Below are 18,569 nucleotides of genomic sequence, written 5' to 3'. Positions count from 1 at the left end.
TTCAGCCTCAGGTGGGACAGAGGGATATGTTTCGCCAAGACATTACCACGTCGATATTCGTGCGCCACCATTTTTGTGACGATTTGATGAATCGTCTCTTGATGTTTCGTACAAATTTCGCCCGCAATTCACCACGTCGCCGGGCGTCCGGTGTTCTATATTAGGAAGCTTGGCTCCGTCTATCACTGTCTGACACGCTGGCGCGTCGCGCGCGCCTCGAAAATATCTGGGAGTAGGGTTTGAAAAAACGTGCCACCGTGATCTGTCGCAGAGGAAAACGCATCCTCCTCGTCACACGCAGTCAGTCGAAATGGGCATTGCCGGGCGGGATTTTGAAGCGGGGAGAACATCTCTCGCACGCCGCGCTTCGGGAGCTCAAGGAAGAAACGCGGCTTTCGGGCAAATCAGCCAAGTATCTGTTCGATCTCCGCGGCAAGCAGAAACACCATCACGTGTTTGCCTGCGAAATCTCGAATCGCGCGAAAGCTCGCCCCAGCAACGAAATAGCCGAGTGTCGCTGGGTTCACCTCGATGACATTCGTGGCCTCATGACCAGTGGGCCGACGACCGACATCGTGAAGCTCATGAGTCAACGTCGCAGGAAGTAGCCGGGCATCCAGCGCGAGAGGTGCATGCCCAACCGGCAGCAACCTGAGCAGTCGGCCATTTGCGGCCTGGAATGGCGAGTGCGGCAATGGATCGCCGTCCACAAATGCGCTCGCGCATCGCACCGCGAAGTCGAAAGTGGAAAATGATGATAGAAAATCACACTACGCCCCCTGCGAATACGTCACGGAAGCAGTCTGCTGGCCACCTCGATCCGCACCCCGAACTTCTGCGCAGATCGCCTCGATCAAAAGTTTCTCGAGTGTCGGGTCCGAGTAATGTGAATGCCATGTTGCAGTCGGATGATGGTCCTGTCGACGCGGCCAGCGAGGGCGCGTGCAACTCACCGCGTTGCCCAGGAGAACCGCCATGACTGAGATCTATCAAGCCGTTGACACCGAAGCGCTTGCCGAGCGACAACGTCGCCTTCAGGCAGACCTCATTGATGCCTACGATGAAGAACTTGAACTGGAGGTGGACGATCGCCGCCAGGACGGCGTCACGGACCTTATCGAGGACGCGCGCGTTTCACGCAGACTCTATTTCCGGGAGCTCTTCCGCTTGCAGGGCGAACTGGTGAAGCTGCAGGACTGGGTTCAGCACACCGGTTACCGGATGGTAGTGATCTTTGAAGGACGGGACGCCGCCGGCAAGGGCGGCGTGATCAAACGGATCACACAACGGCTGAATCCGCGCGTATGCCGCGTCGTGGCGCTACCCGCACCCAATAACCGTGAGCGCACCTAATGGTATTTCCAGCGTTATACGCAACATTTACCGGCAGGCGGTGAGATCGTGCTGTTCGATCGCAGTTGGTACAACCGCGCGGGAGTGGAACGCGTCATGGGATTCTGCACTGATGAAGAGTACGAAGAGTTTTCTCGCTCGGTCCCTGAGTTCGAACGAATGTTGGTTCGCAGCGGCATCCAGATCATCAAGTACTGGTTCTCGATCACGGACGACGAACAGGAAATGCGTTTCCAGGCACGGGTTCAAGATCCGCTCAAGCAGTGGAATTTCAGCACCATGTCGAATCGTTTCAGAAGGGCATCGGTAAGCTGACAGGCGGTCGCGTACCGAAAGTATGCGCAGGCATGCAGGCCTATTTCCGCGACCTCTTCGATCATCTCGAGCGGATTGTGCGAACCATCGAAGGACGCCGTGAAATGGTCGTGACTGCGGTTCAGGTCAACCTTGGGATGATCTCGCTCGCCGAGAACGAAGTGACCAAGCGGCTGGGGTCATTCGCTGCGCTATTTGCCGTGCCGACCATGATCGCCGGTATCTACGGAATGAATTTTCAGGAAATCCCTGAGTTGCACTGGCAGTTCGGTTATCCCGCCTGCATTGCGGTGATGGTCATGATCGACGCCCTTCTCTTCCGGCGCTTCCGGAAAGCGGGCTGGATGTAAAGCGCGTCGCAGCCGTGTAATCAGATGTTCGTGGTGTCCCAACCTGGAAACATTTCGCTCCGTGAGATGCCGGAGGCCGCGACGCAATCGCCAATATCACCCATCCTGCCCAAACCGCCTGCCGCCGATCACCCGATGCGGCCACGGCGACGCAGTTGCGTCCCAATCTCCATGATCCGGGCCTCGCCCGTACGCAACGCCTCGGCTGACGTATGAACCGAGTAGTAGCCGAGCACGAGAGTGTGCAGATGCGGGACCGCTGAGCCGAGCACGAACTCCGTGTCTTCCTCGGCGGTAAAGGCCAAAACGTCGTCAGACCCGTCAAACACGACCAGTTCGTTGGTGATACCTTCGTCACCGACGCGCAGTGCGCCGCGTTGAACACTCAGCCAGGCGACGCTATGGCCAGCCGGTGGCGTGTATTGCCACCGCTCGCCAGCCGAAAGCCGCACGAGCAGATAGTTGATGTCCGAGGGTGCGGGCACCGGGCTTTCAGCGTTTTCATATCGCCCCAGGATAACGCGGGCCGGACCGACATGAGGGATCTCGTTCCCCGATAAATACTGACTACGGGGCTCGGCCAATTCCAGTTCGGGCGGCAGCGCGATCCATAGCTGGAAACCGCGCACCGGACCGTCGCCTCGTGCGCGGCCATCGTGCCACACGCCCCTCCCCGCATTCATCCACTCGACGCCGCCGGCGGGCATGATCCCTGATGCGCCTGTCGTGTCCTCATACTCGACTTCGCCTTCCAGCAGCACGGTGGTCGTGGCCAGGCCGGAGTGCGGATGCATGGAAAACCGCATCTCCGCTTCCACCGAACTATCGAAGTAGTCGAGAAAGACAAAAGGTTTTAGCAGCGCTCCCAGGTCGGACGGGCTGACCAGCCGCTTGACGGGACCGTGTTGCCGACCCGCCGTGCGGGCGACAATCGCTTTGCCGTCTCTCAACGGACTGGTGGTTAGGGCAGTTGTTTTCATATCGAGCCATGCTCCATCTTCTGCATTACTGAATGAATGCACAATCGCCCGCCGGATCAGGCTGACGATCGTCTCGACGAGTCTGTCTTCCTAGCTCGCATTCAGCGCCGAGACGCCCGTCGCGGTACGCCGCGCACGTGCATCCAGGCTTAGCGCGCCAGCACCGAAATAAGTGATCTGCAGCAGGCCGCCGGCCATCATCACGTTCTTCAGGAAGTGGATCATCTGGTTTTGATCCGCGAAGTTGTGATGAAAGAACATCGCCGTCACGACACAAAAGACTGCCATCGCCAACGACACGGTCCGCGCCCGGTAGCCCGACAGCAGCAGCAGGCCGCCGCCCAGTTCGGTCAGCACGGCAATGACAAACGCGAGAGGCGGCACGGGCAGCCCCATCGCCGCAATATAGCCAACCGTCGCACCATACGCGGCGAGTTTGCCCAGCCCGCTCATAACAAACGGTGCGCCAATCAGAATGCGGCCCAACAGCGGAAGAAATTTAAAGCGTTCCATTACGAGCTCCAGAAATGAATGTGCGTAGGTGGACAACAAAAAAGGGGTTAGCTGGCGTCCACCATCACCAGCTCAGAATCTTCAAGAGCGGAAATCTGTACCGCGGCGACCTGCGTGATCGCCACGCCGTCCAGCGGCCCAACCGGTTCGCCGTTGACTTCAATGCGCCCGGAGGCGACGACGAGGTATGCACGACGTGCTGGACCTAGTTCGTACTGAGTGCTTTCGCCTGTCTTTAGCAGCGCGCCGAGCACGCGCGCATCGGCGCGAACAGGAAGCGCCGCGTCATCGCTCGCGAATCCGCTGGCAAGGACCACGAATCGTCCTGAGCGGTCGTCTTTTGGAAATGGCCTCGTGTCCCAGGCGGGCTCGCCACCCGTTTCACGCGGCCGCAGCCAGATCTGAAAGAGCTTGAGCGGCACCTCGCCGCGGTTGAATTCCGCGTGACGTATGCCCGTTCCGGCACTCATCACCTGAACATCGCCTGCTTTTATGGTTCCTTCGGATCCCAAAGTATCCCGATGCCCAAGCAGGCCCTGACGCACATACGTGATGATTTCCATGTCACGGTGCCCGTGCATGGGGAAACCGCTGCCCAGTGCGATCTCGTCGTCGTTCCAGACGATCAGCGGACCCAGCGCGGCGTGCGCGGGATTGCCATCGGCGCCGACTGCGAAATGGTGCTTCGCGCGCAGCCAGCCGAGATCCGCCCGGTCCAATGATTTCCACCGCCTGTGTGTGAGCATGTCCGTCTCCGTTTCCCGCCATCGCCACTGCAACGCTGATGCGCTGCGCCACCCGTCAAAGACAGCGTGGGTTCGAGCGATGAGACGGATGCTATATTCGCAACGAACCCGTGCCTATCTCCTATACTGAAACGCATCGTTGCCGCAGATAGAACGATAAGAAGGAGTTCAACGCTGCATGAACGCCATCACTGATCTCAACGATCTTCGGTTCTTCGCAGAGGTGGTCGAGCGAGGAAGCTTCACGGCCGCCGCGCGCAGCCTCGGCCTGCAGACGTCGAAACTCAGCCGGCGCATTCGCGCTCTGGAGGAGGAACTTGGCGTCCGCCTGCTCAATCGCACCAGCCGCAGCCTGTCTTTGACGGAGACCGGTCGGCAGTTCCACCAGCACTGCCTTGCGCTGGTGGCGGAAGCAAAGGCCGCCAAAGATATCGTGGACCGCACGCGCTCGAGGCCCCAGGGCACCGTCCGTATTGCCTGCCCTGTGGCCTTACTGGAGTCCGGCATCTCCACGATCATCGCGCGGTTCGTACAGGACAATCCCGATGTCCAGGTGCTGCTGGATGCCACCAACCGCCGCGTGGATGTCGTCGAGGAAGGTTTGGACTTTGCCATCCGCGTCAGGCTTCCGCCGTTGGAGAACACCGATCTCGCGGTGCGCCAGTTGGGCCTGTCGATCCACATTCTGGTGGCCAGCCCCGCGTTGGCGGCGCGTCATCCGGTGCCCACCTCGATCGATTCCGTGCAGGCGTGGCCCACCCTTTCGATGGCGAGCAGCAGCGAGCGCTTCGTCTGGAATCTGGTCGACGCCGAAGGGCGCGTGACACCATGGACGCATCAACCGCGCCTCGCGACCGACGACCTGGCGAGCCTTCGGGTCGCGGCAATAGCAGGCGTTGGCGTGGCCATGCTGCCAAGGGAACTGGTCGAGGCGGATCTTCAGAGGGGCCGCCTGCAGCACCTGCTGCCAGGGCTGTCCAGCACGCCGGGGCTCGTGCACGCGATCTTCCCCACGCGCCGGGGCATGGTCCCAGCCGTGCGTCAGTTGCTCGATGCGCTCGTTGCGGGATTCGAGGATCTGGGTCGCCAGCGGCAGAGTGGCCACCGGCAACAACCACAGTGACAAGGTATCCAGACGAAATGCGTTATGCAGCGAGAAAACCACCGTCCACGGCGAGCACAGCGCCCGTGACGAGCGAGGACCGATCCGACAGCAGCCATTCCGCGGCGGCCGCAAGCGCATTCATTGAGGCTTGCGCGCTGATCATCAGCGCGCCGCATAGGACACGCGCCCGCGTGTGTCCCGCGAGCATGATCGCGCAGGGCAGTTCAATAAGGCTTGTCGCCGAGAATGGTGGCGCGGTGCATGACACGTCGCGCGGGACGGTAGTCGTCGAGTGCGTAGTGGCTGGTAGAACGGTTGTCCCAGAACGCCACGTCGCCCAATGCCCAGCGCCAGCGTACGCTGAATTCCGGGCGCGACTGGTGCGCAAACAGGAAGTTGAGCAACGCCTTACCCTCTTCTTCCGGTAAATCGTCGATCTCGGTGGTGAAACCCTCGTTGACGAACAGGCCCTTGCGCCCGCTTTCCGGATGGGTTCGGACCACCGGATGACTCAACGGCGGGTTCTTGAGCCGCGTCTCATCCCAACGCTGCCGGTCCGATTCGGTGAGACCGAAACGTTTGAGCGGGAAGTTCTTGGTGAAATCGTGCGTTGCAGTCAGCCCTTCCAGCAAAGCCTTCATCCTCCCGGATAGCGCGTCGTACGCCGCAAAGCTGCTCGCCCACAGCGTGTCGCCGCCGCTTTCCGGCAACTGACGCGCGGCAAGCACACCGCCCAGCGGAGGGGTCTGCGTGAATGTCACGTCGGTGTGCCAGACGGCATTGTCTTTGAGGTCGAGCGCGTCGGTATCCAGCACCATGATCTCACTCGCCTCAGGGTGTTGCGGATAGATGGGATGCGTGTGCAGGTCGCCAAATTGCCCAGCGAAATCGCGCTGTTGTCGTGGGCTGATGCGCTGGTTGCGAAAAAACAGTACCTGATGGTGCGCCAACGCTGTCCGGATCTCGTCCCGCGTGTCCTTATCGACGGGTTGTGCCAGATCGATACCCTCCACCAACGCACCGAGCGCCGGCGTCAGACGGATGAAATTCAAACTCACTCCCTACTCCTTCAAAGCACCGATGCTTCGGCTGCGTAACCAACGCACATTTTCTGCACAAATCGACGCAAACCCAACCAACAAGAAATCATTTACTTAGAAACTTCCGGCAGATCGAATGCCCGTCAACGCGATCTCTAACATGCTCATTTGATATGTTTATCTAAATATACTATTTAGCCTTTGCATAACGTGATGCTAGCCTCGATACGTCAGGTGAATGTGTCACTGTGCGATTCATCTGCTTGAGCACCTATCTATCCACCCGAACGGATAACTGCCAGGAACTAACGTGAGCGTCGAATTCATCGGCATGATTCAGCAACGCAAGGTGTCGGAAACGCACCTTCCGAAAGGCCCCGCTGTCGACATCGATTACGTGCGTGCATTCGCCGAGGCGCATGAAAACGCCGGGTTCGACCGTATTCTCGTCCCGCACAGTTCGACCAGTCCGGACGCGACCGTCACGATTGCGTATGCCGCAAGTGTCACGTCACGCGTTCATTTCATGCTGGCGCATCGCCCCGGCTTTGTCGCACCGACGCTCGCCGCCAGGCAACTCGCCACACTCGACCAGTTTTCCGGTGGCCGGCTCGCGGTGCACTTCATCTCCGGCGGCAGTGACGAGGACCAGCGGCGCGACGGCGACTTCCTGAGTCACGACGAACGATATGCGCGGACCGACGAGTATCTGGAAGTGCTGCGCCGCGTCTGGACCGAAGACGGGCCCTTCGATCACGAGGGTCGCTTCTACCGCTTTGAGCGTGCGTTTTCCGAGGTCAAACCTAAACAGAGCCCGCACGTGCCCATCTATTTCGGCGGCGCGTCGCCGCCCGCGCTCGCGTTGGCCGGCAAGCATGCCGACGTTTATGCCCTGTGGGGCGAATCAAAACAGCAGGTGCACGAGCAAGTGACACGGGTACGCGCAGAGGCCGCCAAACACGGCCGCACGGTACGCTTCTCGGTGTCTTTCCGGCCTATTCTTGCAGCGACGGAAAACGCCGCCTGGGAACGCGCCGAACACATCCTCGACGAGACCCGCCGCCTGCGCGTCGAACACGGATTCTCACGCGGCGGCCCGCAGCAAAGCGAAGGTGCGCGGCGCCTGCTCGCCGCGTCGGGCGACGGTGTCCGTGCTGACGATCGTCTGTGGACAGCGGTGGCTAAAGAAATCGGCGGTCGCTCGAATTCGACGGCGTTGGTGGGGACCCCCGCGCAGGTTGCGCAGACGCTCGCCGAATACTACGAACTCGGTGTTACGACCTTTCTCATCCGCGGCTTCGATCCGCTCGAAGACGCCATCGACTATGGCCGTGAACTCATCCCCGCCACACGCGAGTTGACTTCGCACCTGCATCACGCCGCCTGAGAGCAAGGGTCCCGACAACATGAGTACGCCAAGCGCCGTTCTACCCTCCATCCCGTTTCACGACACGCCTGTGCGCAAATTCTGGTTCGACGACGATGCCGCGCCACAGCGTTCGTTCGCGCAAGAGCGTCTGCATCGGCAGCAGCGTCTTGCCGGCGCGTTCCGCCTGTTTGCACGCGCCGGCTTTTCGCAAGGTCTCGCGGGACATATCACCGCCCGCGATCCCGAATGGACCGATCATTTCTGGGTCAACCCGCTCGGCCGCCATTTTGGCCGTATCCGTGTTTCCGATTTACTGCTCGTCAACCGGCACGGTGAAATCGTGATCGGCGACGCGCCGTTGAATCAGGCGGCCTTTGCGATTCATGCCGCGATTCACGAGGCGCACCCCGAGATCGTCGCGGCTGCCCATACGCATTCGCTGTACGGCAAGGCATGGTCCACACTAGGCCGTAAGCTCGATCCGCTTACGCAGGATTCCTGTGCGTTCTACGAGGACCACGCACTGTTCGACGATTTTCGTGGCGTGGTGCTCGACACGACCGAAGGCGCACGTATCGCCGAGACGCTAGGCACACACAAGGCAGTGATCCTGAAGAATCACGGCATCCTGACCGCGGGTCCGTCGGTGGAAGCCGCCGCGTGGTGGTACATCGCACTGGAAAACGCGTGCCATACGCAACTGCTGGCCGAAGCCGCCGGCACGCCACAACCCATTCCTCACGATATCGCCGCATTGACGCATCAGCAGGTGGGTCGCAACGGTGCGCGCCATTCATTCAACAGCCTGTACGAAGACTTGCTCGACACTCAAAAGGATCTGCTCGATTGACGGCCATTCATAAGCTGCGACAGTTTGTCGGCGAAATTGCGGAACTGGTCGATTCGAATGCAGCGGAACACGCGCTGCTCCACTACGGCAAAGACGCGTTGCGCCAACTGATTCGCGTCGACGACTGGCTGCCTGAGGCCTACGCGCGGCCATCTCCCGAGCGTTATCAGCAATTCCTGCTTTACGCGGACGCGCGACAACGCTTCAGTGTAGTCAGCTTCGTTTGGGGACCGGGTCAGCAGACGCCGATTCACGACCACACCGTGTGGGGTCTCATCGGCGTGCTGCGCGGCGCCGAACTGGCTGCGCCCTATGCGCGCCGCGACGATGGCTCGCTTCATCCAACCGGCGATGAAGTGCGTCTCGAGGCGGGAGACGTCGAAGCCGTGTCGCCCGCCATCGGCGATATCCATCGCGTTCGCAATGCCTACGACGACCGCACGTCGATCAGCATCCATGTGTACGGCGCGAATATCGGCGGTGTGCGGCGCTCGACCTACTCGCCTGACGGCGTGCCAAAACCTTTCATCTCCGGCTACTCGAACCAGACGCTCCCCAATCTGTGGGACCTCAGCAAGGAACTGCTTCGTCCATGACGTCATACCCTGTTCGCACTTATAGAGACGTGCAACAAGCTTTGCTTGCGCGGCACGAAATTGCGCTGCTGGATACGCGCGAGGAAGACCCGCACGCGCGGTCCCACCCGTTGTTCGCCGCGAATTTTCCGCTGTCGAGGATCGAACTGGATGCCTATACCCGTTTGCCACGGCGCGACGTGCCGATCGTGCTGTTCGACGCCGGCGAAGGACTTGCCCAGCGCGCCGCCGACATTCTCACGTCGCTCGGCTACACCCAACTCGCCTTGCTCGAAGGCGGCCTCGACGGCTGGATTCGCTCCGGCGGCGAAGTCTTCCGCGATGTGAATGTGCCCAGCAAGGCGTTTGGCGAGTTCGTGGAAGCGCAACGGCATACGCCCTCGCTGTCGGCGCAGACGGTCAGCACGTTGCTCGCGGAGGGTGACGACGTGGTGGTGCTGGATGCGCGGCGTTTCGACGAATACCAGACCATGAATATTCCCGGCAGCATCAGCGTGCCTGGTGCGGAACTCGTGCTAAGAGCGCGCGCGCTCGCGCCGGATCCGAAGACGCGCGTCATCGTCAATTGTGCGGGGCGCACGCGCAGCATCATCGGCACGCAGTCGCTGGTGAATGCCGGCTTGCCGAATCCGGTCGCCGCGCTGCGCAATGGCACGATTGGCTGGACGCTCGCAGGGCAAACGCTCGAACATGGCAGCCAGCGACGCTTCGATCCGCAGGCCGGTCTGGACCACAGCCATCTCGACACGTCGCGCGGCCCGTCCCGCGCACTTGCGGAACGGGCGGGCGTGCGGCGCGCGACACTGGTTGAAGCGGCTCGCTGGGCAGCGGATTCCGCACGCACCACCTATCGCTTCGACGTGCGCACGCCAGCCGAATACGAGCGCGCTCATGCGCCTGGTTTTCAGGGCGCGCCCGGCGGCCAGCTCGTCCAGGAGACAGAGATGTTCGCGCCGGTACGCGGCGCGCGCGTCGTGCTGTTCGACGACGACGGCGTGCGCGCGAACATGACGGCGTCGTGGCTCGCCCAAATGAATATCGAAGTCTATGTCGTCGACGATGCGTCGGCGGCAGATCTCAGCGCCAGCGGCGCATGGCGCGGCGCGAAACCCGAGCCCGCATCAACACCGCACGTTCGGCCGGATGAACTTGCTGCGCTTCTCGCGGACCCGGCCAGCGGCACGCTTGTGATCGACGTAACGTCGAGCGCGAATCATGTGAAAGCGCATATTCCGGGCGCGCACTGGCTCGTGCGTTCGCGGCTGTCACAAGGCGCCGAAGACCTGCGCGCGCTATCCGATGCCAAACGCTACGTGCTCACCTGCGGAACCAATGCACTGGCGCCCTTCGTCGCACCGGAAATCGCGGCGTTGACGGGCAAGCCAGTCCATGTGCTCGAAGGCGGCACGACAGCGTGGATTGCAGCGGGCTTGCCCACCGAAAGCGGCGATCAGCGCCTTGCTTCGCCGCGCATCGATCGATACCGGCGTCCGTACGAGGGCACCGACAATGCGCAAGAGGCGATGACCGCGTATCTGGAATGGGAGTATGGTCTCGTCGCGCAACTCGATCGGGACGGTACGCACGGCTTTTTCGTGATCTAAGGCCGTGATCGACACGAGCGCTCCGACGCGGCCGCTTGCGTTCTCTCGTACTCAGGCCGCCCGGGAAAGATGGGCCGCCTTGAAGCGCTGCTCGACACTTTGCGCGAGGACTTGCAACGCGGACTCGAATTTCCCAAGTGCACGTGCGCGTACGATCCACACCGTAATTTCCGGTTTGAAATCGCTGACCTGAATTACATCAAGCTGCGCGGCGTGTGCGCTCACGCGCAACAGCGGCTGCGGCACCAGCCCTAGTCCGACGCCATCGGCCACGAGACCCAGTTGCAACTCCGTACCCAGCGTTTCCAGATTGAGCTTCAGCACATGGCCTTGCGCCGCGAGCGTTTGCTGCAATCCTGCGCGAAAGCCGCAGCCATCCGGATTCAAGACCCAGCCGTACGACTGGCATTCCGCCAAGGTATGCGCACGGCGTTTCAGGCTGCCCTTGCGAGCCACCATCGCCATCTTCAGATCGCCGAGCATCTGTCCCGACAGCGCTTCCGGCAACACGCGATTGGATGGCAGCAGGACGATCGCCGCATCCATTTCGCCGTCTTCGACCTTCTGCAACAGTGGATTGCCCCACCCCGTCGATACCCTTGCCTGCAATTCCGGATGCGCGCTGCGCAGCGCGTGCAATGCCTTCAGCATCGCGACATCGGCAACCGTTTGCGCGACACCGAGCCGCAGCACACCTGTCAGCGGCGCCTCGTCGGCGACGAGGTGTCTGAGTGCATCCACTTCACGCACGATTGCGCGACATTGATCGTAGACCGCCCGCCCCATTGGAGTGGTCTTCAGCGGCTTGGTATTGCGGTCCAGCAGTTCGACGCCGAGCGCTTCTTCGAAGTTCTGGATACGGCGCGTGACCGCAGGCTGGGTCAGTGCAAGCGATTCGGCTGCCTGACTGAGCGACTGATTACGCACGGCGGCGACGAAAGCCTCGATGTCATCGAGTTTCATTGATTGATTCCAGCCTGGAATAGTGAAAAGACCATGAAACAGGGTGCTGCCGTGAGCTTAACGCGGTCTCACGCTTCCGTTCAAGCGTGCCAATGCTGTTCCATTTGCATATTAACTTAGCAGAACAATGCGTTTGCCTTATAGAAGAGGCGTACGTATTGTGTGCTTTTGCGCCACCGCACTTTCACCGCGCGTTCAACAGCCGACTTCTCATGACCCAATCTGCCGATCGTTTCTTGCGTCGCTGTCTTTCGTACCTTCTATCAGGCGTTCTGGCCGTTACCGTAGCGCAGGCCGCCTTTGCCGACGCGCCGCTGAAAGTCGGCGATCAGCAATTGCAGACGCGCGGCGTTCTCGAAGCGTCCGGTCAATTGAAGGATGTCCCGTACCAGATCGAATGGTTCAACTTCCCCGCTGCACAGCCGCTCGGCGAGGCGCTCAATGCGGGCGCGATCGACGTCGGCGGCCTTGGCGACGCACCGCTGATTTTTGCCTATGCAGCGGGGGCGAGAGTGCGCGCGGTGGCCGCGACGCGCTCGACACCGATCGACCTCGCGATCATCGTGCCCGACGGCTCGCCGATCAAATCCGTCGCCGATCTCAAGGGCAAGCGCATCGCCACGACTCGCGGCTCGATTGGCCACTATCTGGCCATCGCGACCCTCGAGCACGCAGGCATCAAGCTATCGGACGTATCGCTGCGCTTCATGCAACCGGCCGACGCCAAAGCCGCGCTCGCGTCGGGCGATGTCGATGCATGGTCCACGTGGGATCCTTATGTCGCGCTCGCCGAGCAGCGCGATCACGACCGCAGCATCGCCAATGGGGTCAATCTGTCTTCGGGTCTCAGCTTCCAGGCGGCGACCGAGTCGTCGATCAAGGAAAAGCAACGCGAAATCGCGGACTTTCTGATACGCGTCGCGGCGGCGCAGCGCTGGGCGTTGTCGCATCCGGATGAAGTGGCCGCAATGCAGTCGAAAGTCACAGGCTTGCCGCCGGACGTGTTGAAGACGGTGTATCAGCGCGCACAGCTGCACCCTGTCCCGATCGACGACGGCCTGATTGCCGAGCAGCAAAAGACCGCCAATCTCTACGAGCGCGCGGACGTCATCAAAACCCATCTCGACGTGGCGCCTAGTTTCGATCGTCAGTTCCCGCTCGCCGCGCATTGACACGGGTTCGCGTCCATTTTCGTTTTCTTGCTTCCCTCCATGACCAGCCGCCCTCCCGATACAGCGTTTGACGACCTCGAGCGCGACGCCGTCGCCCTTCACGCGCTGGCCGAACTCGACAGTCCCCACGCCGATGCATGGCTCAAAACGCTGACCGACGAGTTCGCAGCAGGCGCGGCCGCACTGGACAGCACATCTGCGTTTCCGCATGACAACCTCGCGCGCCTGCGACGCGCTGGCCTGCTGTCACTGACGGTTCCGCGTGCACTAGGTGGACATGAAGCGAACCTCGCGCAAACGCTGAAGGTGGTCCGTGCTATCGCGCGTGGCGAGCCCTCCACGGCGCTCGTCTTCGTGATGCAATGTCTCTATCACTTGCGCCTGCAGGCCAATCCAAACTGGCCTGCAGACTTGAAAGAGCACATTGCACGGGATGCAGTCGAGCGCGGCGCGCTAATCAATTCGCTGCGCGTCGAGCCCGAACTGGGATCGCCGTCGCGCGGCGGCCTGCCTGCGACGGTCGGGAAACGTGAAGCCGATCATTGGCGCCTGAACGGCCGCAAGCTTTATTCGACCGGCAGTCCCGGCCTTACGTGGCTCGCCGTATGGGGCCGCACCGACGAAGCAACGCCGCGCGTGGGCACATGGCTCGTGCATCGCGACACGCCGGGTATCCGTTTCGGCGAGCCCTGGAATCATCTCGGCATGCGCGCGACGGGCAGTCACGAGGTCATCTTCGAAAACGTGCGGGTGCCGCTCGACTACGCGGTCGACCTCCAGTCGCCCGAGGCCGGGAGTGGCATGGACCCTGTCACGAGCGTGTGGATGAACGTCCTGCTTCCGTCGATCTACGACGGCGTGGCACGTGCCGCCCGTGACTGGTTCGTGCGCTGGGTGGCTTCGCGCGTGCCGTCGGGACTGAACGCCCCGCTATCGAGCCTCGACAGTTTCCAGCAGACGGTTGGACGGATCGACACGTTGCTCTTCAGCAACCGCGCTTTGCTTGATGCGGGTGCGGCAGGCGGAGTCAGTGCGGCCGAGGCGCCTGCCATCAAATATCTCATCAGCAAGCAGGCGATCGAAGCCGTCCAACTCGCGCTCGAAGCAAGCAGCAACCCCGGGCTGAATCGCAACAATCCGCTTGAGCGCCACTATCGCGACGTACTGTGCGCGCGCATTCACACGCCTCAAAACGACACAGTGCTGGGCAATATCGGACGGGCCGCGTTTGCGGCCCTCTGAGCGACCAGGGGCTGTCTTCCGTCGCATGCGAATTTCATGCGGCGGTGATCAGCATTCACAGTCATGGACTGAACTCCAATCCATGAAAATGCGCCTCACATCATTCTCCGCTTCTGCCTCGATATCGCACGGTTTCTCCAATGCCGACCCACTGGGGTGCGCTGCGTGCCTAGTACGCAGGCCGGCGCGCGCAGGAAGCGATCCAGCGTTACCTGTCCGGCAAAGTGCGCGAGGGACGGTCCGCAGGTGGCATCGTCGGACGAATTCGCCGCCAGCTGGATGCAGTGGCTCGCGCGCATGACCACGACGATCTCGCCATGCTTTTCACACATCCGGCGGCCGAACGTATCGAGCACGCCAGGGCAATGACGCACGCGATACGGACCCTCCGAGCGTTGCCGGCGCCGGAGCCGCAGATCAGTGACGACGACCTTAGGTCCGGGCGGGGTCGTCCCGCGGGATTCGCCCCCGCTTCCGCACGAGGTCGATGGTTCGTCCCGCACCATTCGTACGCCGCAGCCGACGTGCATACTCGATGCAGACCATGATTACGCAGCCGTTCAGGCATGACTGTCTCTGCACGCATCCACCGCGGCACGACCTGCTTCGGAAGGAACCAAGTGGATCCTCGTGCGCACCATTGCAGACGGAGCCGAGTAGTCGTATGGCGGGAAATGCTAGCGGCGCAACGCCTGCGCTTCGTGTTGGACTGTGAGTATTCGACCGGCCTTCGCGTGAGCCAACTGGTCGGCTCCAGTCTTTCCAGCATAGAAACTGGTGCCGGGGGCGATCATTGGGTGAGCGTTATCCGGAGAGGTCGCAAAGCGGGTAAAGTTGCGCCGTCACAAATGCCCGCACTGAGCTCGACCGCTATCTGGTAGCGTGAAGGTTGCCGGTCACGCCCCTGTGGCATCCTGACACGCCGCTCATCGGCAGCCTCGAGAAGGACAATCCGGTACTCGCGGAAAAGCCGTGTCGCGCGAGTCCGCATAGAACTCGGCACTCCCATGCAACTTATGCCCGCGCGCGGCGTGAAACTCACAACCGTGCGCGACAATCTGCGCCATGCATCGATTGCGACGACATTGATCTACCCGCACAGCGATGACGTCAAGCGGGCCAGGCAGATCCGTGTGGCATTCGCGGACCGATACGCCCAAGCTTGCCCCGCATGTTAGCGTGGTGCTTTCTGTCGAACCGACGGTTTTTCACTTCGTGGAGGGGTTGCAACCTCAGGTCAATCGCCCGCAAACCGTTGCTCCTTCAGGCTGACCGTTACGACATCCCTCTAAAATCGAAAAAGTTTCAACCTTAGTAGCCGGTTCGTACCAACTTTCGTTCGCTTGACACTTCTCGCTTCACGTTTCAAGGCGCGACACGAAATCCACGCCGCTCGCTTCTCAAGCCAGCACATCCGAAAAGACCCGCGCCGCGAAACGGTCCGAATTCGTTCCCTCGTTCAGTACTCCAACCGTTTTCAGATCGTCCGCGTAGAGCGAGATTTCCTTCCTGAATGCATCGCCGGTTGGATGATGACGATCCGTGTGGCTCTTGAGCATCGCCGTCAGTTGTTCGACGTTCGCACCCGGCGCATTCGGCGCAAAAATCGCGGCCGCGCGGGCTGGATTGTTCGCGGTCCACTCAGTGGCGTCGAGCAGTGCCTGGGTCAGCGCCTGCGCGGTCGCACGGTCCTTGCGGATCAGCGAGCCACGCACGCCCAGCACGCAGCACACCCGGTTCGCATACTCGCCACACAGGTTGTTAGAGACTTCCTGCAGATGGTCGCCTTCGCGAATCGTCCAGATGGTGGGGTCGCCGTCGGCAATCGCCTGCACTTCGCCCTTCTTCAGCGCTTCGCCAAGGAGCGGCGCCGGGTATGGGCGCCAGTGCACATCGTTATCCGGATCGACGCCGATCTTTTTCAGGGTGATCGCGAAGAAGTTCTTCGCAGGGCTCGCCATATCGCTCACGCCGACGGTGCGGCCCTTGAGCCCTTGCAGATCGACGATGCCGGACGCTTTCGTCGCCAGAAGACGCATGCAACCGCCGTGAATGCCGGCCGTCAGCTTGACGTCGAAACCCTGCTCGAGCGGCTTGATCCAGCGCAGCGCCATGCCGACGCCCGCATCCGATTTTCCGGTTGCAATCGCTTCCAGCAACTGGTCAGTGGACCCTGAAAAGTTGATCAGTTCGACCTGCAGACCATGTTTGCGGAAGAACCCCTGCTTTTCGGCGACAGGGATTGGCGCCGTGCAGATCGCACCCGCATTCCACGAGAGTGTGATCGGCTTCAGTGCTTCGTCGGCCGACGCGCGTGCGCCCGGCAGGCCGAATGCGGCGCCGCCCAGCGCGGCCGCGCCAGCGGCCCACGCCGTGTTGCGCAGCCACACGCGGCGTGCGGCGTTAGAGGGCGGGTTGTCGTCGGTATGGCTCATGGCAATGCTTCCCTGTGAAGAAATGGATGTCGGTGGCCGCGTCTTCGCGCAGCCTAGGTGTCGAGGCCCAATAGCCCCAGGACGTCGCGGCGCAATGACACCAGCGCGGGATCGTCGCGATGGCGCGGGTACGGTGCGTCGTTGCGGACTTCTGCGACGATCCGCGCGGGACGTTCGCTCAGCACAATCACGCGATTGGCGACGTACAACGCCTCCTCGACGTCATGCGTGACGAGCAGCACCGAGAACCCCTGTGCCTGCCACAGTCGTACTAGCTCGCTTTGCATACGGATACGCGTCAGCGAATCGAGCTTGCCGAACGGTTCATCGAGCACGAGCAAGCGGGGGTTGTTGACGAGCGCGCGCGCCAGCGCCGCGCGTTGCGCCATGCCGCCCGACAACTGATGCGGAAAGGCATTGGCGAAAGCCGACAAGCCGACCAACTCCAGAGCGGCGTCGATCCGTTCGGCGACTTCGCGCCTCGCCACCTCGCCACGTGTCTTGCCCTGGGCTTGCGGCCCGAGCCCAACGTTATCGCGCACGGTGCGCCACGGAAATAGCGTCGGGTCCTGGAAGACGACTACGCGCGATGGATCGGGGCCCGCCACGACCTCACCGTCCGCATGGATCGCGCCGCGTGCGGGCGCATCCAGACCAGCGACAAGCCGCAGCAAAGTCGATTTGCCGCAGCCGCTGGCCCCGAGCAACGCAACGAACTCGCCGGGTTCGACCGTGAGGCTGATATCGTCGAGCACGGGTAGCGCTTCGCCGCGCAGCGTAAATTGATGACTCACGCCACGCACGTCGACGCGTGTGCCTCGCAGGCCAGGCGCACTCGCGGAACCGGTAGCCGATTGCGAAAGCGGGTTGGGACGAGTAGCGGCTACCATTTGAGCAATCCTTTTTGCCACGCGAGCAGGCGGTCGCGCACACGGAACAGCAACGTGATGAGCCCGGAGCACATCAATGCCATCACCAGCAACGCGGCATACATGTTGGAATACGCGGCCCAGCCCTGCGCCCATTGCAGATACCAGCCGAGTCCCGCCTTCACACCCATCATCTCGGCGACGATCAGCACGGCGAACGATGCACCCAGTCCCATGAACAGCCCGACGAACACCGACGGCAACGCGGCGGGAATTGCAACGCGGAGAATGAGGAACGATGGCCGCGCGCCGAGCGTACGAGCGACGTCGTAATACGCGGAACTCACACTAGCAACACCGGACCACGTCAGCACCGCGACGGGAAACATCGTGGCCAGAGCGATCAGGAACACGCTTGCGCTAAAGCTCGACGGGAAGAAAAAGAACGCGAGCGGCAACCACGCCGTGGCAGGCAGCGGACCGAGCAGACGCAAAACGGGATGCAGCCAGTAGCCGACCGCCTTCGACCAGCCGATGCTGACGCCGATCACGAAGCCCGTGAGTGCGCCGCAAACATAACCATAAGCGAGCAGTACGAACGAATGGCCGACGCTGGCGGCAAGTCGCGGCAGGTCGTCGGCAAAAGCGCCAATCAACGCCTGTGGCGGCGCGAAAAACGGGCGTGGCAGCCATTCGAGTTGAGCAGTGGTGATCTCCCACACCGAGAGCGCGATGGACAGCGCCAGCAGCCACGGCGTCGCATTGAGCCACGCTTGCGCGCGCAAGCGGTTCGACTGCGCGTAGCCCGACTTCGTCGATGCGTTGGCGCGCCAGCCGGCCACCCCAATGGCCACCGACAACGCACCGAATACAAGCTTGAGGATCAGCAGCTCGCGCGTGTAGGGCCAGTCGTCGAGCGCCGGCCACCACTGCGTGATCGCCGCGCCGGCGAACCAACCAAGCGCGGCAAGTCCACTCACGATCAGCTTGCGGTCATCGCGTGGAGTGACTGCGTCTGCGGCCTGCAGTCCGGACAGATCGACAGCTTGAATTTGCGTAGACATGTC

Annotated in this window: 17 protein-coding genes and 3 pseudogenes; 11 read left to right on the top strand and 9 right to left on the bottom strand. The window is 61.7% G+C overall.

Features of this window, described 5'->3' with window-relative positions:
- Positions 1-239: 239 nt before the first annotated feature.
- From P3T43_RS18015 to P3T43_RS18005, 3 genes and pseudogenes are all read left to right on the top strand, one after another.
- The gene (locus P3T43_RS18015; protein WP_429282394.1) at positions 240-608 is read left to right on the top strand and encodes an NUDIX hydrolase; all 369 of its coding nucleotides are present in this window, start codon (positions 240-242) and stop codon (positions 606-608) included.
- Between the two features lie 367 nt (positions 609-975).
- Positions 976-1,653 (top strand): annotated as a pseudogene (locus P3T43_RS18010) (polyphosphate kinase 2); the annotation flags it as partial.
- Positions 1,617-2,018: pseudogene (locus tag P3T43_RS18005) on the top strand (CorA family divalent cation transporter); the annotation flags it as partial. The pseudogenes P3T43_RS18010 and P3T43_RS18005, both read left to right, overlap by 37 nt.
- Before the next feature lie 128 nt (positions 2,019-2,146).
- On the opposite strand, the gene P3T43_RS18000 reads toward P3T43_RS18005, so the two are convergent.
- The 3 genes from P3T43_RS18000 to P3T43_RS17990 all read right to left on the bottom strand — a co-directional run bounded on the left by P3T43_RS18000 (position 2,147) and on the right by P3T43_RS17990 (position 4,257).
- A complete protein-coding gene (locus P3T43_RS18000; RefSeq protein ID WP_429282393.1) occupies positions 2,147-2,998 on the bottom strand; it encodes a pirin family protein in 852 nt (283 codons plus the stop codon).
- Between the two features lie 90 nt (positions 2,999-3,088).
- Positions 3,089-3,511 carry a DoxX family protein gene (locus P3T43_RS17995; RefSeq protein ID WP_429282392.1) on the bottom strand — a complete coding sequence of 141 codons (423 nt, stop codon included), beginning with the start codon at positions 3,509-3,511 and terminating at the stop codon, positions 3,089-3,091.
- A gap of 47 nt (positions 3,512-3,558) precedes the next feature.
- The gene (locus tag P3T43_RS17990; RefSeq protein WP_429282391.1) at positions 3,559-4,257 is read right to left on the bottom strand and encodes a pirin family protein; all 699 of its coding nucleotides are present in this window, start codon (positions 4,255-4,257) and stop codon (positions 3,559-3,561) included.
- Positions 4,258-4,435: 178 nt separating this feature from the next.
- Between P3T43_RS17990 and P3T43_RS17985 the strand changes: the two genes are divergently transcribed.
- Positions 4,436-5,380 carry a LysR substrate-binding domain-containing protein gene (locus P3T43_RS17985; protein ID WP_429282390.1) on the top strand — a complete coding sequence of 315 codons (945 nt, stop codon included), beginning with the start codon at positions 4,436-4,438 and terminating at the stop codon, positions 5,378-5,380.
- Positions 5,381-5,402: 22 nt separating this feature from the next.
- Here the strand turns inward: P3T43_RS17985 and P3T43_RS17980 are convergent, their stop codons facing one another.
- Entirely contained in the window at positions 5,403-5,504 is a 102-nt protein-coding gene (locus P3T43_RS17980) for an SDR family oxidoreductase (protein ID WP_429282389.1), read from the bottom strand.
- A gap of 82 nt (positions 5,505-5,586) precedes the next feature.
- On the bottom strand, positions 5,587-6,420 hold the full coding sequence (gene tauD / locus P3T43_RS17975) for a taurine dioxygenase (RefSeq protein ID WP_429282388.1): 834 nt from the start codon (positions 6,418-6,420) through the stop codon (positions 5,587-5,589).
- A gap of 292 nt (positions 6,421-6,712) precedes the next feature.
- On the opposite strand from tauD, the gene P3T43_RS17970 reads away from it, so the two are divergent.
- The 4 genes from P3T43_RS17970 to P3T43_RS17955 are packed head-to-tail and all read left to right on the top strand — an operon-like array spanning position 6,713 to position 10,821.
- Positions 6,713-7,789: an LLM class flavin-dependent oxidoreductase gene (locus tag P3T43_RS17970; RefSeq protein ID WP_429282387.1), complete on the top strand. Its 1,077-nt coding sequence runs from the start codon at positions 6,713-6,715 to the stop codon at positions 7,787-7,789.
- A 19-nt stretch (positions 7,790-7,808) separates the two neighbouring features.
- The gene (locus P3T43_RS17965) at positions 7,809-8,621 is read left to right on the top strand and encodes a class II aldolase/adducin family protein (RefSeq protein WP_429282386.1); all 813 of its coding nucleotides are present in this window, start codon (positions 7,809-7,811) and stop codon (positions 8,619-8,621) included.
- Positions 8,618-9,217, top strand: coding sequence for a cysteine dioxygenase (locus P3T43_RS17960; RefSeq protein ID WP_429282385.1), 600 nt, complete (start codon positions 8,618-8,620; stop codon positions 9,215-9,217). The genes P3T43_RS17965 and P3T43_RS17960 overlap by 4 nt, the downstream gene beginning before the upstream one ends.
- Positions 9,214-10,821, top strand: a complete 1,608-nt coding sequence (locus P3T43_RS17955; protein WP_429282384.1) for a rhodanese-related sulfurtransferase — start codon at positions 9,214-9,216, stop codon at positions 10,819-10,821. The genes P3T43_RS17960 and P3T43_RS17955 overlap by 4 nt, the downstream gene beginning before the upstream one ends.
- Before the next feature lie 51 nt (positions 10,822-10,872).
- On the opposite strand, the gene P3T43_RS17950 is transcribed toward P3T43_RS17955, so the two are convergent.
- Positions 10,873-11,784 carry a LysR family transcriptional regulator gene (locus P3T43_RS17950; protein ID WP_429282383.1) on the bottom strand — a complete coding sequence of 304 codons (912 nt, stop codon included), beginning with the start codon at positions 11,782-11,784 and terminating at the stop codon, positions 10,873-10,875.
- Positions 11,785-11,996: 212 nt separating this feature from the next.
- Between P3T43_RS17950 and P3T43_RS17945 the strand changes: the two genes are divergently transcribed.
- From P3T43_RS17945 to P3T43_RS17935, 3 genes and pseudogenes are all read left to right on the top strand, one after another.
- Entirely contained in the window at positions 11,997-12,956 is a 960-nt protein-coding gene (locus P3T43_RS17945; RefSeq protein ID WP_429282382.1) for an ABC transporter substrate-binding protein, read from the top strand.
- 39 nt (positions 12,957-12,995) lie between these two features.
- A complete protein-coding gene (locus P3T43_RS17940) occupies positions 12,996-14,198 on the top strand; it encodes an acyl-CoA dehydrogenase family protein (RefSeq protein WP_429282381.1) in 1,203 nt (400 codons plus the stop codon).
- Positions 14,199-14,816: 618 nt separating this feature from the next.
- Positions 14,817-15,376 (top strand): annotated as a pseudogene (locus tag P3T43_RS17935) (tyrosine-type recombinase/integrase); the annotation flags it as partial.
- A gap of 222 nt (positions 15,377-15,598) precedes the next feature.
- Here the strand turns inward: P3T43_RS17935 and P3T43_RS17930 are convergent.
- From P3T43_RS17930 to P3T43_RS17920, 3 genes are read right to left on the bottom strand one after another with little or no spacing between them, the layout of a single operon-like run.
- Positions 15,599-16,633, bottom strand: a complete 1,035-nt coding sequence (locus P3T43_RS17930) for an ABC transporter substrate-binding protein (protein WP_429282380.1) — start codon at positions 16,631-16,633, stop codon at positions 15,599-15,601.
- Between the two features lie 53 nt (positions 16,634-16,686).
- A complete protein-coding gene (locus P3T43_RS17925; protein ID WP_429282379.1) occupies positions 16,687-17,523 on the bottom strand; it encodes an ABC transporter ATP-binding protein in 837 nt (278 codons plus the stop codon).
- Positions 17,517-18,566, bottom strand: coding sequence for an ABC transporter permease (locus P3T43_RS17920; RefSeq protein ID WP_429282378.1), 1,050 nt, complete (start codon positions 18,564-18,566; stop codon positions 17,517-17,519). Before P3T43_RS17920 ends, P3T43_RS17925 begins: the two co-directional genes overlap by 7 nt.
- Between the last annotated feature and the right edge of the window lie 3 nt (positions 18,567-18,569).

Source organism: Paraburkholderia sp. GAS41 (genome assembly GCF_050436545.1).
In the GTDB taxonomy this organism is placed as follows: domain Bacteria; phylum Pseudomonadota; class Gammaproteobacteria; order Burkholderiales; family Burkholderiaceae; genus Paraburkholderia.
The sequence above is the reverse complement of the archived record's forward strand: the minus strand, read 5'-3'. Positions and strand labels throughout refer to the sequence as shown.